The organism is Maribacter litopenaei, from assembly GCF_025244665.1.
GTDB lineage: Bacteria > Bacteroidota > Bacteroidia > Flavobacteriales > Flavobacteriaceae > Maribacter > Maribacter litopenaei.
Genome location: NZ_CP104205.1, coordinates 39,370 through 55,509, shown reverse-complemented (window position 1 = coordinate 55,509; position 16,140 = coordinate 39,370). Strand labels below are relative to the sequence as shown.

18 protein-coding genes and 3 pseudogenes are annotated in these 16,140 nt (G+C 40.7%); 13 read left to right on the top strand and 8 right to left on the bottom strand.

Going from position 1 to position 16,140, the window contains the following annotated elements:
- Window positions 1–150 precede the first annotated feature (150 nt).
- From NYZ99_RS20845 to NYZ99_RS00285, 3 genes and pseudogenes are all read right to left on the bottom strand, one after another.
- Window positions 151–270: a hypothetical protein gene (locus NYZ99_RS20845; protein ID WP_338039474.1), complete on the bottom strand. Its 120-nt coding sequence runs from the start codon at window positions 268–270 to the stop codon at window positions 151–153.
- Window positions 271–310: 40 nt separating this feature from the next.
- Window positions 311–697 carry a HupE/UreJ family protein gene (locus tag NYZ99_RS00290; RefSeq protein WP_338039197.1) on the bottom strand — a complete coding sequence of 129 codons (387 nt, stop codon included), beginning with the start codon at window positions 695–697 and terminating at the stop codon, window positions 311–313.
- Between the two features lie 13 nt (window positions 698–710).
- Window positions 711–1,453: pseudogene (locus NYZ99_RS00285) on the bottom strand (TerB family tellurite resistance protein).
- Between the two features lie 131 nt (window positions 1,454–1,584).
- On the opposite strand from NYZ99_RS00285, the pseudogene NYZ99_RS00280 reads away from it, so the two are divergent.
- The 3 genes and pseudogenes from NYZ99_RS00280 (at window position 1,585) to NYZ99_RS00270 (ending at window position 3,482) form a co-directional block, all read left to right on the top strand.
- Window positions 1,585–1,994: pseudogene (locus NYZ99_RS00280) on the top strand (BrxA/BrxB family bacilliredoxin).
- Window positions 1,995–2,158: 164 nt separating this feature from the next.
- Window positions 2,159–2,794 (top strand): lysophospholipid acyltransferase family protein, encoded by a 636-nt coding sequence (locus NYZ99_RS00275; RefSeq protein ID WP_338039196.1) that lies wholly within the window; start codon window positions 2,159–2,161, stop codon window positions 2,792–2,794.
- A 10-nt stretch (window positions 2,795–2,804) separates the two neighbouring features.
- The gene (locus tag NYZ99_RS00270; protein ID WP_260572977.1) at window positions 2,805–3,482 is read left to right on the top strand and encodes an HD domain-containing protein; all 678 of its coding nucleotides are present in this window, start codon (window positions 2,805–2,807) and stop codon (window positions 3,480–3,482) included.
- Window positions 3,483–3,550: 68 nt separating this feature from the next.
- Here NYZ99_RS00270 and NYZ99_RS00265 read toward each other — a convergent pair whose 3' ends face one another.
- Entirely contained in the window at window positions 3,551–4,981 is a 1,431-nt protein-coding gene (locus NYZ99_RS00265) for a glycosyltransferase family 2 protein (RefSeq protein WP_260572976.1), read from the bottom strand.
- Between the two features lie 282 nt (window positions 4,982–5,263).
- Here NYZ99_RS00265 and NYZ99_RS00260 point away from each other — a divergent pair.
- From NYZ99_RS00260 to NYZ99_RS00215, 10 genes and pseudogenes are all read left to right on the top strand, one after another.
- Window positions 5,264–6,688 (top strand): annotated as a pseudogene (locus tag NYZ99_RS00260) (Gfo/Idh/MocA family protein).
- A 117-nt stretch (window positions 6,689–6,805) separates the two neighbouring features.
- Entirely contained in the window at window positions 6,806–7,765 is a 960-nt protein-coding gene (locus NYZ99_RS00255; RefSeq protein WP_260572975.1) for a citrate:proton symporter, read from the top strand.
- Window positions 7,766–7,796: 31 nt separating this feature from the next.
- On the top strand, window positions 7,797–8,090 hold the full coding sequence (locus NYZ99_RS00250) for a transporter permease (protein ID WP_260572974.1): 294 nt from the start codon (window positions 7,797–7,799) through the stop codon (window positions 8,088–8,090).
- A gap of 3 nt (window positions 8,091–8,093) precedes the next feature.
- Complete coding sequence (locus NYZ99_RS00245) at window positions 8,094–8,807, top strand: acyclic terpene utilization AtuA family protein (protein ID WP_260572973.1); 714 nt, start codon at window positions 8,094–8,096, stop codon at window positions 8,805–8,807.
- Between the two features lie 46 nt (window positions 8,808–8,853).
- Window positions 8,854–9,432: an acyclic terpene utilization AtuA family protein gene (locus tag NYZ99_RS00240; RefSeq protein ID WP_420845154.1), complete on the top strand. Its 579-nt coding sequence runs from the start codon at window positions 8,854–8,856 to the stop codon at window positions 9,430–9,432.
- 2 nt (window positions 9,433–9,434) lie between these two features.
- Window positions 9,435–9,734, top strand: coding sequence for an AtuA-related protein (locus tag NYZ99_RS00235; protein ID WP_260572971.1), 300 nt, complete (start codon window positions 9,435–9,437; stop codon window positions 9,732–9,734).
- A 10-nt stretch (window positions 9,735–9,744) separates the two neighbouring features.
- Complete coding sequence (locus tag NYZ99_RS00230; protein ID WP_260572970.1) at window positions 9,745–10,773, top strand: alpha/beta hydrolase; 1,029 nt, start codon at window positions 9,745–9,747, stop codon at window positions 10,771–10,773.
- Between the two features lie 49 nt (window positions 10,774–10,822).
- Window positions 10,823–11,290, top strand: a complete 468-nt coding sequence (locus NYZ99_RS00225) for an amidohydrolase family protein (RefSeq protein WP_260572969.1) — start codon at window positions 10,823–10,825, stop codon at window positions 11,288–11,290.
- On the top strand, window positions 11,235–12,614 hold the full coding sequence (locus NYZ99_RS00220; RefSeq protein WP_260572968.1) for an amidohydrolase: 1,380 nt from the start codon (window positions 11,235–11,237) through the stop codon (window positions 12,612–12,614). The genes NYZ99_RS00225 and NYZ99_RS00220 overlap by 56 nt, the downstream gene beginning before the upstream one ends.
- Before the next feature lie 85 nt (window positions 12,615–12,699).
- On the top strand, window positions 12,700–13,365 hold the full coding sequence (locus NYZ99_RS00215) for a hypothetical protein (RefSeq protein WP_260572967.1): 666 nt from the start codon (window positions 12,700–12,702) through the stop codon (window positions 13,363–13,365).
- A 93-nt stretch (window positions 13,366–13,458) separates the two neighbouring features.
- On the opposite strand, the gene NYZ99_RS00210 is transcribed toward NYZ99_RS00215, so the two are convergent.
- From NYZ99_RS00210 to NYZ99_RS00195, 4 genes are read right to left on the bottom strand one after another with little or no spacing between them, the layout of a single operon-like run.
- Complete coding sequence (locus NYZ99_RS00210; protein ID WP_260572966.1) at window positions 13,459–14,529, bottom strand: PA0069 family radical SAM protein; 1,071 nt, start codon at window positions 14,527–14,529, stop codon at window positions 13,459–13,461.
- A 46-nt stretch (window positions 14,530–14,575) separates the two neighbouring features.
- Window positions 14,576–14,788, bottom strand: a complete 213-nt coding sequence (locus NYZ99_RS00205) for a hypothetical protein (protein ID WP_260572965.1) — start codon at window positions 14,786–14,788, stop codon at window positions 14,576–14,578.
- Window positions 14,789–14,802: 14 nt separating this feature from the next.
- Window positions 14,803–15,273 (bottom strand): hypothetical protein, encoded by a 471-nt coding sequence (locus NYZ99_RS00200; RefSeq protein WP_260572964.1) that lies wholly within the window; start codon window positions 15,271–15,273, stop codon window positions 14,803–14,805.
- 13 nt (window positions 15,274–15,286) lie between these two features.
- Window positions 15,287–16,126, bottom strand: a complete 840-nt coding sequence (locus NYZ99_RS00195; RefSeq protein WP_260572963.1) for a hypothetical protein — start codon at window positions 16,124–16,126, stop codon at window positions 15,287–15,289.
- Window positions 16,127–16,140 lie beyond the last annotated feature (14 nt).

Genomic DNA, 16,140 nt, shown 5'->3' with positions numbered 1-16,140 from the left:
CAAAAGTATAAGGACAATTTTAACTTTTACTAGATCATCTGGATTTTATTAAGTATATGCCCACAATTTGGCAGGATATAGAATAAGCTTCCAACAACCACATTAGCAATCCTTACCAGGGAAACGTATTGTATAACATAGGTATTGTAATCAACAATACAATAATACTGGCCACCGAACAAATATGGATTGTTTTATTTTTAAGAAGGTCTGGAAAACATATGCCAGTAAAAGTACCGTCATAACAATAATAACTTGTGAAATCTCGATACCCGTAGCAAAACCTAATAAAGGTGTCCATTTTTCATCTTCACCGAGAAATCAACATTTTAAAATAGTTTGAAAAGCCAAAACCATGAATTAGACCAAAGAAAGCCGTGGACACTACATGTAATAAGATACTCTTATATCCTTGTAAGCTTTTTAGATACACTATATTAAAAATAGCAGTTAAAAAAATAGTCACCGGTATTAAAAATTCTATTAATGAAACATCCATGACAACTATTTCAAATACCGAAAGCATTAGGGATAGACAATGTGTGATCGTAAATACCGTAGCCAGCAGCAATACCTTTTTCCAATTCTTGAATGTAAAGGGAATGGCCAAGGCGGATAAAAATAAAATATGGTCATAGGCACTAAGATCTAGAACATGATTGAGACCCATATTTATATAGAACCAAAAATTCTCCATTTCCTTTTATAATTTAGTTGATTCCCCTTTCTTTTTGAATGGTTTCATAAGCAAGCTGAACTTGTTTGAACTTTTCCTCCGCACCCCTTTTTATGGCCTCATCCTGTGTATTCACTCGGTCTCGGATGGTATTTTTTTGCCATTGCCCTATAGGCCTTTTTTACCTCCTCGTTGGATGCCGATTTATCTATTTCAAGGATTTTATAGGAGTTGTCAGCCGATTTAATGAACATGGCCATAATACTTTCAAAATCTCGATGGGATACTCGTAAATAGCCGAGAAATTTCTCGGATTTTATTTATTTCAGGTGTACTAACGTTTCCATCGGCCTGAGCTATACCGAACAGAAAATGTAGTAATTGAAGCCGTACTTCGTAACGTGTTCTTTGTGCCAAAAAACTACTTATCCGCTGGGCTGAAATCTCCCTTTTTTTGGTAATGTCGTTGAAGGTCCTAAAAATGGCATTTGCCTTCTCCTTGCCATAGGTTCCCACAAAATACTGCCTAACATAATCCATTTCCTGTTGGCTTACTTGTCCATCGGCCTTTATGACAATGGAACATAGGGATAATAGGTTCAGTTCAAAATCGGCCGGTGAAACATTTGGTCTTGTATAATCCCTGAAAATGGTCTGTGCTTGACCGGTTTTAGAGCCAAAAAGACTGTCAAGGGCACTACCTACAAAAAAACCCAAAATAGCGCCTGCAAACCCTCTTATAAAAAAGCCTACAAAGGCCCCGATCCATTTAATCATTGCTATGATTTGATAATTGCCAAAGATATGATATTAGGTAGAAAATGGAAGACTAAGGAAAAGTTAAGGTCTCCAAGAAAATAGGTCAAATTAATTATCTTTGTTGTTCAGATTAATAAAAAAATAATACTATGTATCCTGCGGAATTAGTAAAACCTATGAGAGATGACTTGGCTTCTGCCGGGTTTGAAGAATTATATACGGCCGAAGCGGTCGAAAATGCCATCAAGCAGCAAGGAACCACGCTAGTGGTTGTTAATTCAGTATGTGGATGTGCTGCTGCTAATGCGAGACCTGCGGCAAAAATGAGTTTACAGAATGACAAAACCCCTGACCATACAGTAACCGTTTTTGCTGGTGTGGACACTGAAGCTGTCAATGCTGCCGAAATTTGATGATCCCATTTCCACCTTCCTCCCCTTCAATGGCTTTGTTCAAAGATGGTGAATTGGTGCATATGATAGAACGTCATCATATAGAAGGGAGGCCTGCAGAAATGATTGCAGAAAACCTGGTTCAGGCCTATAACGAATTCTGTTAGTATAATTATTACTAACGATTACTTATTTTAATTGTGAATCACCGCTCTTACCAGAGCGGTTTTTTATTTTTGTAGCATGCAAAAGACGCTATCCTATATTGTAACCCCGTTTTTCTTTATTGCCTTTGGGTTGACATTGGTCGTTTTTCATCCAATCCTCTCGGTTGGGTTTAAAGCTTTTTGGATATCCTGGTATTAAAAAAACCGTCAGTTTGCTCAATTGGTCGCTTATGCGTTCCACTAATATCCTAGGAACAACCTATAGGTTCACGAACCCCTATTCTATTCCTACGGACAGACCGCTGATTATCGTTACCAACCATCAAAGTATGTACGATATTCCACCTATTATATGGTATATGAGAAAGCATCACCCAAAGTTTGTGAGCAAAAAAGAGCTGGGCAAGGGCATTCCCAGCGTCTCCTTCAACTTAAGGCATGGTGGTTCCGTTTTAATAGATAGAAAGGATGCAAAAGCTTCCTTAATGGAAATTGGCAAACTTGGGGCGTACATAGAGAAATATAAAAGGACCGCCGTTATTTTTCCCGAAGGAACCGGAAGCAGGGACGGCCACCCGAAACCATTTAAGCCTATGGGACTAAAGATGCTTATGAAAAAGGCACCATCGGCATTGATTGTCCCTATAAGTATTAATAATTCATGGAAATTGGTTCAGTTTGGTAAATTCCCTATGGGGCTGGGAGCAAAGGTGTCTTTTGATGTCCATGAACCTTTTGAAAATGATGGAGACTTTGATGGATTGCTCGCCAGGGCGGAAGCTGCCGTAGTTTCGGAATAAATTCCTTTAAATGAGCAACACCGAAATAGTAGAGGAAACCATTATTTTCGTGAAGGAAGCTTTGCAAAATGCCGAGGGTGGACATGATTGGTTCCACATAAAAAGAGTCTTCCAAAATGCCATGTTCATTGCCAAAGACGAAGAAGTAGATATTCTAGTGGTGAGTTTAGGGGCACTATTGCATGATATTGCCGATGCCAAATTTCATGATGGAGATGAAAGTATTGGGCCACAAATGGCCGCTGACTTTCTTCAATCATTAAGGGTCAAAAAAAAGGTAATAACCCATGTTGTTAAAATAATAAAGCACATTTCCTTTAAAAACAGTTTAGGGACATCCAAAAAGAAATCATTCAACTCCAAGGAACTTCAAGTGGTTCAGGATGCCGACCGTTTAGATGCCATAGGTGCAATCGGTATAGCAAGAGCATTTAATTATGGAGGGTTTAAAAATAGGGAACTGTATAATCCGGAGATTGCCCCTAATTTGAAATTGAGCAAAGAGGCCTATAAAAAATCTACCTCACCCACCATCAATCATTTCTATGAAAAATTGTTACTTCTTAAAGATAAAATGAATACGCAAACCGGCAAAAAACTGGCCGAAGAAAGGCATCAGTTCATGTTGGATTATTTAGAGCAGTTTTACAAAGAATGGAATCCTTTAACAGTGAAGTCCAAACAATAAAAAAAGGAGCCGGTTTTGACAACCGGCTCCTTTTTTATGTATTTACGTTTAAAATGGTTCTTTCCAGTCTATCCCCTAGTTAACCAACCTCTTCTATTGGCAGTGGCAATAGCATACGGAGTAATCCGGAACAAACCAAACGTATACATGATACTGTAAGAATATGCCCGTAAAGATTCTATAAAATTATATCGCTTCGCATAGAATATTACGGGAAATGTGGATAAAACCAAGATGCTGAACAAAGTAGAACTAACAAATAATAATGGATGGGTTACCACAAAGTACAGCATGAATAACAAGAATGGATAACTCATCACAATCTTGGTCGCCTGACTAAAGAACAGCAATCTTGTCCCTGCCTTAGTACCCTCACGAAAGTTTTTGAAGACATATTTGGACATTTCTATATTCTCTCTTACGTTGCTTCTTCCCCAACGGATGAACATCTTATAAAGCCCCTTATATTTTTCAGGAACATTGGTATAGGCATAGGCATTTCTTTGAAACAAAACGTGATAGCCTTGTTTTAAAATCATATTGGTCATAGCTCTGTCCTCACCAATATCCGAAGGTTGTCCCATAAACGTCCGGTTAATCCAATCGTTCAAACAACCAAACACAGCCGTTCTCCTGTAGGCTGCAAGTGCACCTGGTGTACACAGTACAGAGTTTAAACTACTTTCTGCAGACCTTACAAATTCAAAACTCAACGTAAAACTAACGTCCAACATCTTTGGAATCAGGGCATTTTTATTGTTAAGCACCCTAATATTACCAGCAACGGCACCGCATTTTTCGTTGGTCACAAATGGGCTCACCAAATTTCTTAGCGTGTCCCTATCAACTATGGAATCACTATCTACCGTAACAAACACATCCCCTGTACCTTCATTAAAACCGCGGTACAAAGCATGTCTTTTGCCCATATTTTTTGGCTGCTGACATATGGACACACGGTCTCCTAGGACCTTTTTTGCCTCTTGCATCCAATACCAAGTATCATCTTTGCTACCATCATCAATGGATAGTAGTTGTAATTTTCCTTCTGGATAATCACTTGCCGCCAAACTTTTTAAAGTGGCATACACTTGTTTTCCTTCATTATAAGCAGGAACGATTACCGTACAGGTTGGTAATTCCTCATCGGATACTGAATCAATCGCCTTGTAACGGAAATATCGATATAATGTGTAAACAAAAAATCCAGCTTTAAAGGCAAAAAGACCTGCGGCGATGAACATAAAAATCATCCCGAAGGTAGTACTCATTCGGTCTTGATTGAATTGGTCATAATCCGTCTGCAAGACATACATCACGTAAATGGAAGCTATCATTAAAACAAAAGTACTCCCCATTACAAAAACGCCCCATGCATTTGCGTTTTGAATAAAAGATTGTATTCTAGTTTTGATTAAAAATCCATTCTTAAAACTAGGGGTAGCGTCACTACGATTGGTACGATGTAATTCAGGTGTAATAGTATTTTCAGATTTCATTTGTGTTTTCGATTTGTTCTAGGGGTTATACGGTCACAAATCGCATTCTGGATTACCCTTTAAGATTTATTTATGTAAAAAGGCATTCTTTAACTTTTAGGTAAGAATTTGTGATAGATTAAGATCCGTCAATCCCTTATGTGCTATATGAAGATTTCCTCCGTTCTATTGCGGAAATCCAAAATTTTAGCTGTTCATTTTATGGGTTTAATAAAAACCACAAGGCTTACATAAAAAGTCAATTTTTTGTACCTTCCAAGCTCAGTTAAATTTTAGTATAACATGCAAAGAAGAAAATTTATAAAAAATACGGTTGCCGCCTCCACGGCATTTAGTATAGTACCCAGTTTTGTAATGGGTAAAAACCATGTTCCACCAAGCGACACATTGTACATTGGCGCTTTTGGTGTAGGGGGTAGAGGTGCCAGTGTAATCCAAGGCCTTAACGAAACCCAAAAAGTGAAATTCGTATCCTTTTGCGATGTAGATGACAGAAGGGCCGCAGAAACCTATGCCAATTTCCCGGATGTCAAAAAATACAAGGACTTCAGAAAAGTCTATGACAAACATTTAAATGATATGGACGCCATTATGGTGGCCACTCCAGATCACATGCATGCTACAATAGCTTTGCCGTTCATGAGGGCAAAAAAACATGCCTATGTGGAAAAACCGCTGACGCATAATATTAATGAAGCGAGAATGATGACCCAAGTCGCCAAGGAAAATGGTATCGTTACCCAAATGGGTAACCAAGGAGCATCCAGTGATGGAAGCCGAGAAGCCAAAGAGTGGATAGATTCGGGCATTATAGGAAAAGTATACAAAGTAGATTGTTGGATCAATAGACCTGTTTGGCCACAAGGTGTACCTGTACCTCAAGGCAAAGACCGTATTCCAAAAGGCCTGGATTGGGACCTATGGTTGGGGGTTGCGGAAATGAGAGATTACAATGATGCCTACCTGCCCTTTAAGTGGAGAGGTTTACGGGATTTTGGAACAGGAGCTTTAGGCGATATGGGTTGCCATATTATGGAAACTCCATTTAGTGTTTTGGAACTAGGATATCCTACCGAAGCGGAGGCAAGTTGCACAACGAACTGGGTGGGTGATTTTGTAGAGGCAGATTACAGCCAATCTTGCCCAGCTTCGTCCATTGTACGATTAAAATTCAACACACCGGAACATGGCGATATCGCATTAAATTGGTATGACGGCGGATTGCTGCCCGACCTTCCGAGATGAATTGAAGGACGGCGAAACTATAGGAGATGGTGGAGGAGGAAGTATTTTCTATGGAACCGGAGGTATTCGGTGTGTGATACCTATTCCAGGAATGCACGATTATTACCCTCTACTACGATGGAATTGATGACACCACCTAAACCATATTTAACACGAATTGAGGGTGATACAGGAGGTCATCAAAGGAACTTTGTAGAAGGTTGTCTACAGGGTGTTGAAACTTCATCGAGATTTGAACGCTCCGGGCCCTTGACCGAAGCCGTATTGATGGGTAATTTGGCCATTAAGGCTTTCCAGTATAAAAAATTGAAAGAAGGAAAACAACTGGGTGACTGGGACCCATTTGAATATCCGGGCAGACGCAAAATCCTTTGGGACGGTGATAATATGCGGGTTACCAATTGGGATAAAGCAAATGAATGGGTAAAAGGTAGTTACCGTAAAGGATGGGAGCTTAGTTAACCTATTTCTTTTTCATAAATAACAAAAGCCGTGACACGCGTCATGGCTTTTGTTACATTTAGAATAATTTGGAATGTTCCAAATAGTAATAAACATCATCTTAAAAACCTTGTATTCATGCTAGCTTGGTTGGGGCTACTCACAATTATAGGATTATTATTTTTGGTAATGAGCAAGAAGATGGCCGCCGTGGTTGCCTTAATTATCGTTCCCATCATAACGGCTCTTTTGGGTGGCTTTACTACTGAAATTATCACCTTTGTTACGGAAGGTTTAAAATCAATTGCTCCTACAGGGGTCATGTTCATTTTTGCCATTTTGTTTTTTGGAATCTTAACCGATGCAGGAACGTTTAAGCCATTAATAAAAGCTTTATTAAAATTCGCAGGAAATAACCCTTCACGAGTTGCGGTGGCAACGGCGCTTTTGGCAATGGCGGTGCATTTGGATGGTTCGGGAGCAGTTACTTTTTTAGTCACGATTCCTGCACTTCTTCCATTATACGATACCCTACAGATGAAAAGAACAACCTTGGCTACCATTGCGGCTTTGGCTGCGGGCACCATGAATATACTACCTTGGGGTGGATCCACCATACGTGCGGCAACTGCTTCGGAAGTAAATGTCACCGAATTATTCAACCCCTTATTGATCCCAGTTATTGGTGGACTTTTAACCGTGCTGATTATATCTTATTTCCTCGGGAAAAAAGAACGTGTTGTGAAATCGATACAGACTGATGAAGCAACATCCGTACCCGAAGTCGATACTGGGTTGGAACGGCCCCGGTTATACTATTTCAATATTGCACTGGTGTTATTGGCCGTGGCGATTTTGATCAGTGGCATAGCTCCGCCACATATCATCTTCATGGTAGCTTTTGCCATTTCATTGATCATTAATTATCCAAATCCAAAGGAACAAGGCGAGCGAATTAATGCACATGCCAAGGCCGCCCTCTTGATGGCTAGTATTTTATTTGCCGCTGGATGTTTTACGGGAATATTAAAAGGATCAGGAATGATAAATGCTATGGCAGAAAGTGCCGTAACTTATATTCCGAGATGTCATCGGTAGTCATTTAGCAGTTATTACGGGAGTACTTTCCATGCCCGCTAGCCTATTATTTGATCCTGATTCCTATTATTTTGGTATTTTACCCCTGTTATCAACTACGGCCTCCCATTTTGGAGTTGAGGCCATTGAAGTGGGGAGAGCTTCAATTATTGGGCAAATGACCACGGGATTTCCTGTGAGTCCTTTAACAGGTTCCACCTATCTTCTCATCGGACTTACCGGTATTGAATTAGGGGACCATCAAAAAAAGACAATTCCATTGGCTTTTTTGGTCACTATTGTAATATTAATTTTATCATTACTAATCGGAGCAATAAGCTGGTGAAAAATGAAGAGAATTAGAATCGGTAGTGGAGCTGGTTATGCGGGAGATCGTTTAGAACCCGCCCTGGACCTAATGAAATATGGGAATCTTGATTACATCTGTTTTGAAGGTCTTGCTGAAAGAACCATCGCCTTGGCGCAAAAGGCCAAAAAAGCCAATCCCGAAAAAGGCTATAACGACTTGCTACTATATCGGATGGAAAAAGTACTCCCATTGGCCCATAAACATTCTATTAAGGTCATTACGAATATGGGGGCTGCCAATCCAAAAACGGCTATGGAGAAGGTTGCGAAATTGGCCACTCAACTGGGTCTTAAAAACTTAAAAATAGCCGCTGTCCTAGGGGATGATATATCCGATAGAATTCAAGATTACGATAAAAATAGTGTTATCGAAACCGGAGAGCCACTATCGAAAATTGAAAAAGACCTATTTTCCGCTAATGCTTATCTTGGCCATGAGGGTATCGTAGAAGCACTAGAAAATGATGCCGATATCATCATTACAGGAAGAGTGGCCGACCCTTCCCTATTTTTAGCGCCAATGATGTATGAGTTTGAATGGGGAACATCCGATTGGAAAAAAATGGGTGTAGGAACCATGATAGGCCATTTGTTGGAATGTGCTGGACAAGTTACCGGGGGATATTTTGCAGATCCGGGGGTCAAGGAGGTGCCAAATCTCTCGGAATTTAGGTTTTCCCTTAGTAGAGATTAATGAATCCGGGGAAGGTTTTATCACCAAATTGGAAAACAGTGGCGGTATGGTCACAAGGGCCACCTGTACAGAACAGTTGCTCTATGAAATTCATGATCCTGCAAATTATATTACTCCAGATTGTACCGCTGATTTTTCAAAGGTGGACTTTAAAGAAATTGAAAAAGATAAAATTGCTTTTTCCGGAGCCTCAGGAAAAACTGCCACGACTACTTACAAAACAAGTGTTGGCTATTTGAATGGGTTTATTGGGGAAGGACAAATCAGTTATGGCGGATCCAACTGCATAGCCCGTGCTCTATTGGCACAAGAAATAGTGGAAAAAAGGCTGAAAAAAGTGACATACCCCATTTCCGGATTACGATGTGATCTCATCGGCATAAATTCCTTGTTCGACGATGGAAAAATCCCAAATGAAATCAATGAGGTTCGACTACGGATATCGGCAAAAACAGATACAAAAGAGCACGCTCAACTAATTGCAAATGAAGTAGAGACGTTATATACCAATGGACCCTATGGTGGAGGTGGTGCAACCAAGAAAGTAGATGAAATTATTTCCATTGCGTCCATTTTAATTCCTAAAGATGATTTTACTATTACTATACTTTACAAAAATACGTAGCCATGAAGTTATGGGAAATTGCACATGTTAGGATCGGGGACAAAGGAAATATCAGCAATGTTTCCGTAACAGTCTATGATACGAAGGATTTTGAAAAAGTATCGGAAAAATTAACTCCCGAATTTGTAAAGCAGTGGTTTGGGAATCAGGTTTTGGGTGAGGTAAAGCGCTATGACCTTCCACATCTTGGAGCATTAAATTTTGTAATGTATGATGCCCTTGGAGGTGGGGTTACCTCCTCCACTACCCTGGACAAACACGGAAAAACACTTGGGGCCTATTTATTGGACGTAACTTTTTAAAACCATAAAAATGAAAAAGGTATTTTTTCTACTCTTCCTAACCATATCAGGTATTCTTGTTTCACAGGAAGGAATAAAGGGCACCGTAGTTATTGATTCTATCTACTCCAAAAACTTGGAAAATGATTTTGGTGAAAACCCTACAAGGGCGGTATCGATTTATTTGCCCCCAAATTATGAGTCTTCTGAAACCCAATACCCCGTCATATATTTTCTTCATGGATTCCTCAATGATCATACGCTTATGGATTACATGAAAGACCTCTTGGACTATAGTATTGTTGCCGATAAAATCGATCCTTTTATTTTGGTAATCCCGGATGAGAAAACTACCTACGATGGTAGCTTTTATTCCAATACGGGTGTTTTTGGCAACTGGGAGGATTTTACAGCTTTCGATTTGGTGTCCCATATGGACAAGAACTACAGGACCTTGGCCAAACCGGGGAGTCGCGGAATTACAGGACATAGTATGGGAGGATACGGTGCTTTAAAAATTGCCATGAAACACCCGGATATTTTTGAAACCGTTTATGCATTAAGTCCAGGAGCACTAACTATAGTACGAGAATATGGTCCCAATAGCGATACGTATGTGGAGTTTTCAAAAATGAAAACGATACCAGATCTCTCAAAATCTTATTTCGGAAAGGTCATTTTGGCCTTTGGCAGGTCTTGGTCTCCTAACCCAAACAAACCTCCCTTTTATTTTGATCCGCCTTTTGAATATATAAATGAGGAAATAGTGGCAAATCCTGAAGCGCTCGAAAAATGGTATTCGCACATGCCCGTTCACATGATCGATGAGTATCTTGAAAATCTAAAAAAGCTTAGGGCCATTAAACTCGATTGGGGGCGCAATGCAGGGGAACGCTTTACCATACAATGTAAAATGTTTAGTCAACGATTGGAGAATGTAGGAGTAAAACATTTTGCAGAAGAATATATTGGTACACATACCAATAATATATACACCAAAGATGGTCGTATTCCCCAACAAATGTTACCTTTCTTTGATTATTACCTTGATTTCGAATAAAACAATTCGGATGTTAACATCATTCTAGTCAACCAAATAACTAAACTATATGAGAATCTTACATATGAATGCCTTTCAAAAGCTGCTACTGATTTCTTGCCATGTATTCCTTGGTCTCGTTATACTATCATGTTCAAGTGAAAAGAAGCAGGTGGGTACCCTATTAATTCACGGTGGCCCCATTTATACTATGGATTCCCTAAATCCTGTGGTTGAAGCTGTGGTAACTTTAGACAACAGGATTCTATATTCCGGAAGTTTGGAAAATGCCGAAAAACTACGAGGCCCGGAGACCCAGGAAATAAATCTTGAAGGTAAGACCATGACTCCCGGACTGATTGAGGGGCATGGGCATTTTATGGGTCTCGGTTATAATGAACTCAACCTGGACCTTATCAATACCAAAAGCTTTCAGGAAATTATAGATGCCGTTGCCGATGCTGTCGACAAGGCAAAGCCCGGTGAGTGGATTACAGGACGGGGTTGGCACCGCGAGCAAATGGGATCAACTGCCTGAAAACAGCGTTTTAGGTTTCCCCACCCATGAAGCACTCAGTGCCGTTTCCCCGCACAACCCGGTGTACCTAAGACATGCCAGTGGACACGCTGGTTTCGCCAATGCCAAGGCGATGGAATTGGCCGGACTTCAATTGATGGGTACAGAAAACATGGATGCCCTCTCCGTGGAAGGAGGCGAAGTAATCGTGGATGACTTAGGCCTCCCAACAGGGGTTTTCAACGAACGTGCCATGACCCTTATCACCCAACACATCCCGGAGAACACCCCGGAGAAGGACATCCAAGCCTTTGAATTGGCCGTGGCTGCTTGTCACCGGAACGGTATCACAGGTTTCCACGATGCCGGTATTGGGAGGGAAACCATCGCACTCTATGATACCATGAAGGCCGAAGGCAAAATGGGCATACGCATGTACGCCATGCTGACGGGATGGGACAAAGAACTCCTCAACGAATGGTATGAAAAGGGACCCAGCGTAGATCCGGAACATCTTTTTACGATACGTTCCATTAAACTGAATTGTGATGGGGCTTTGGGATCTAGAGGTGCCTGGTTGTTGGAACCCTACTCCGATCGGCCCGATCATTATGGCCATGAGACCTTACCGATGGAATTTGTAAAGGAAACATCCTTGAACGGATTGGAACATGGCTTTCAGGTGTGTTCCCACGCCATTGGTGATCGCGCCAATCGTGAGATCTTGGACCGCTATGAAGCGGCCTTCAAGGAAAAACCACAGATGGTCAATGACAACAGGTTTCGGATCGAGCATGCCCAACATTTACACCCGGACGATATTCCTAGGTTTGCAGAGCTTGGGGTCATACCCGCTATGCAGGCCGTTCACTTGTCCTCTGATCGACCTTGGGCGATAGACCGTTTGGGAGAAAAGCGTATCAAGGAAGGTGCCTATATGTGGCAGGCCCTTTTACAAAGTGGGATTCCGGTGGTTAACGGTACCGATGTTCCCGTGGAACCCTTGAACCCCATTGCGAGCTATTATGCGAGCGTTACACGGAAAACCCTTGAAGGGAATCCTGAAGGGGGTTATGAACCTGGACAGAAAATGACCCGGGAACAAGCATTACGATCCTATACCCTCGATGCCGCCTATGGCGCCTTTGAAGAAGGCATTAAAGGTTCCATAACCGAAGGAAAATTGGCCGACTTTACCATTTTTGACCAAGACCTAATGACCGTACCGGAGGATACATTATTGGACACCCAGGTGGAAATGACCATTTTCAATGGGCAAGTGGTTTACACAAAAGATGCCGAGATAACTGAACCATCGTTACAGGTTTTCACTATATTTCCATAAAATTCGCCACTAGCGCATCAACTCGCCCACTTCTAACGCAGGTGGCGTACATAGCACGGCGTTCTGATTAAGCCAAAGCGGTAATATGAGTCAATCTGAGCGTATTTTATTCTTAATTAAATTCGGACAAAAGAAATATTTGGAATCTCTTCGTAATAAAGGCGAGCTTTATTTCAAAGCAGCCAAAGCATTCAATCAAATTAAAAAGCTTAACGAGGCACAAGGAGACAGTAATGAAGGAGCTATATGGATTGAAAATCTAAAAAATATTCAAACAACCCTTAATCATCCAAAGCACGGGGAATTTAAATTTAGAAGCGTTCCTGGCACCTTGACTAAGCTAACCCAGTTTAATCATAACTATTTGACATGTAGTTTTTATGCTGTCACGAATAAGGATTTTGAACGCTCAGACATTTTTGAGGTAGACGAAAGAATGTCAAATTTTGGAGGACACGCCCTAGTAATATCAAACCCCAAAATGTTTATAGATAGTGTATTTGAGTATGCTGAAAAAGACAATATTCAATTATCCGCTAAAACAGTTACTTATGAAGATTTAAATAGAGAAGGCAGAATTGAATTGAATCCTTTTGTAAAAAAAGACATTCACAAGTATCAAAAGGAATACAGGATGGTAATAAAGAATTCACTTGACGATTCAAAAATTCTATATTCTCATATTCTAGGTGAAAATGGAAAAATCATAGCGACAAAAACACATGAGAAACTACAATTCAAAATTGAATGAAAAGGTCAGCTAACAACAAAGAACTGAGTTAAAAACAAGTTCTTTTCATTCAATTTAGACATAGAATACCCATTGCTTCATTCTCCATAATCCTTAGAAAAGGCTCAATTGTCCTGTCTTATATTGCGCATGCAATTCATTATTTAATGTTGGGAACGTTTTGTCCGTAAAGTATTTCTGCTTGGCGAGCCTGACCATATCGTGGATTTGGGTGGCTATCTTCCCTTCGCCCTTACTTCGTATGCCAAAACGGCTATCGTTTAAGGTGCCTCCATGGCATTCCTTGATTTGGTTGAGCACCTTGTCCGCCCTATCAGGTAGGGTCTTACGGATCCAATCGGTAAAGATACCACCAATGGCACCATTCAATCGCACCACCGTAAAGGCAAAGGATACCGCCCCATTTTCCGAGACCGCTTTGGCCAAATCCATGATTTCATGGCTATTGATTCCCGGAATGATGGGTGCCAACATCGCATTCACCGGTATGCCGTTATCGGACAATACTTTTATAGCCTTCAGCCTTTTTGAAATAGAGGCGGTTCTAGGTTCCAAAATCCGCCGAGTTTCTTCCTGCAAAGATGTCACCGAAATGTTTACCCCTATCAAACCGTAGTTGTTCAATTCATTTAAAAGGTCCAAATCCCTTAATAGCAATCCATTTTTGGTGATAATCCCCACCGGATGTCTGTACTTCAAAAAAACCTCAAGACAGGCCCTTGTGATCTTAAATTTCTGTTCCGCGGGTTGATAGCAATCCGTATTGCCTGAAAGTACAATGGTACAGGCTTTCCAAGATTTACTTTTAAGTTTGGCCTCCAACAATTTTGGGGCATCTTTCTTAACCAATATTTTTCGCTCAAAATCCAATCCGGCACTATAGCCCCAATATTCATGGGTATTTCTTGCGTAGCAATACACACAACCGTGTTCACAGCCTTGATAGGGGTTCATGGAATACATCATCCCCACATCGGGACTCGTTACTTCATTGACTATTGTCTTTGGAAAAATAGGAATGTACTGGGTTTTGTTTTTATCGGCCGCTTCACCTTCCAATCGGCAAAACTCCGTAAAATCATCCCGAGTCTCGTAAATATGTTGAAGAAATTTATTGGGTGTATTTAGCTGTGCTCCCCTTCCCTTTATAGCATCTTGATTCATTAATTGGATTTATTCCAAAAATATGGAATATATCCATTAATAAAGATTATTTAACAGCTACTTGGATCAATTGTTTCTTTGAGCCGCGCTTTGCATAGAACTTAAGTTGATCATGAAGATTATCTATGTAAGGCTTGGAAACCATTAGGGGCAAGCGGGCGTCGGTATCGTCAATAACCTTTTCATAGTTCATGCGGCCATTTTCATCCAACTTGATCAAAAACACGTTCCTGTTCCTGCTCAAACCTTGTTTGAACATGATGCGTTCGTCACTTAACTGCTGTGGGTTTTCGGCCGAGGTACTAATGAAAAAGTAGGTAGTATCGTCCTTGGTGAGGGAACTGTACGAGGCGTAGGCCCCATCGCCTTGGGTAACTTCGGTCTTGTTGATATTTCGGCCCAGATCAAGTCGCCCTCCCCGCTCAGTTTGGCACTAACGATGTCGTTGTGGTGATATCTAGTTACCAACACCCTGCCACCACTGCTGTTTGCCTGGGTACTGGTACTGGTGAAATACTCTTCGGCATTGAAAAGTATATTTCCCTTGGACGTAATGTTCATTCCCTTAAATACCAAGTTTTTCAACGTTTTGTCATCTTCCCTACCAAATTTGTCCATCATGAACTGTTCAGAAAACGGATTGAACTTTTGACTTTCGATTTCCAAGGTATTCGGATTCAATTTAAAGTAGGAGATGCCGTTGTATCGGTTATCCTTTCTATCGGCATAGAAACCTAGACACAATAATTCCTTGCCCTTAAAAATAGGTTTTAGGGCCTCTCGGAAACTTGCCCGGCGTGTAAAATGACTGCGTTGTACCACCCATACTGGAAACGCGTACCATTTCATACTGGAATTTGCGCTCCGTGGCATTGAAACGCTTTTTCTTGAAATAGGCCTTCCCTACCAAGTATACATTTCTAAGGTCTTCCGAGAAGGTGATTGTCTCAAAGGCATAATTTTTTTCCTCAACTTCTGCCGAAAAATCATGTTCCATCAATTTGTTCAGTCCGGCATCAAAAACATGGATAAAATGTTGGTTGTTCTTCCCCTTTTTAAAATGGGTAGTGATGGCAAAGGCCGATTTCTCATCGTTAAATAGCACCGAAGTGGTGAATCCTGATGAAAAATTCCTATTGTAGTAATTCCAGTCCAGCGGCTCCGCCACGGGATCCGATGGGATGGTCAAAATAGTCTCCCTAGTGAATTGATAATCTGTGTAGGGACTTCTGTGAATCTGGTATTCATAGGCCATATTATCATAGTTGTATTCCAAGAATAGTAAATATGCTTGGCCATTCTTTATATAGGCATCCACAAAATTGGCATTTTTCAACTTATAGTTAAATTCGGACAATAGCTCAAGGTCCTTATTATAGTGTTCAATGAAGTATCCTTTCGGCTTTAAAACAATTCCCGTATAGTAGGCCCTTACAATGACCGTTCCCCCTTCACCATCTTCCGCAATGGCCAATAGGTTGGAATATTTGTATTTATCATTGTATTTTTCACCAATACTATAGGCAACGTCCGTTTGTTGGGCAACTGTAGATTGTATGGTTGCCAAAATGAACAATAGCAATATTTTTCTTAACATGGTCGGTTCGTTTA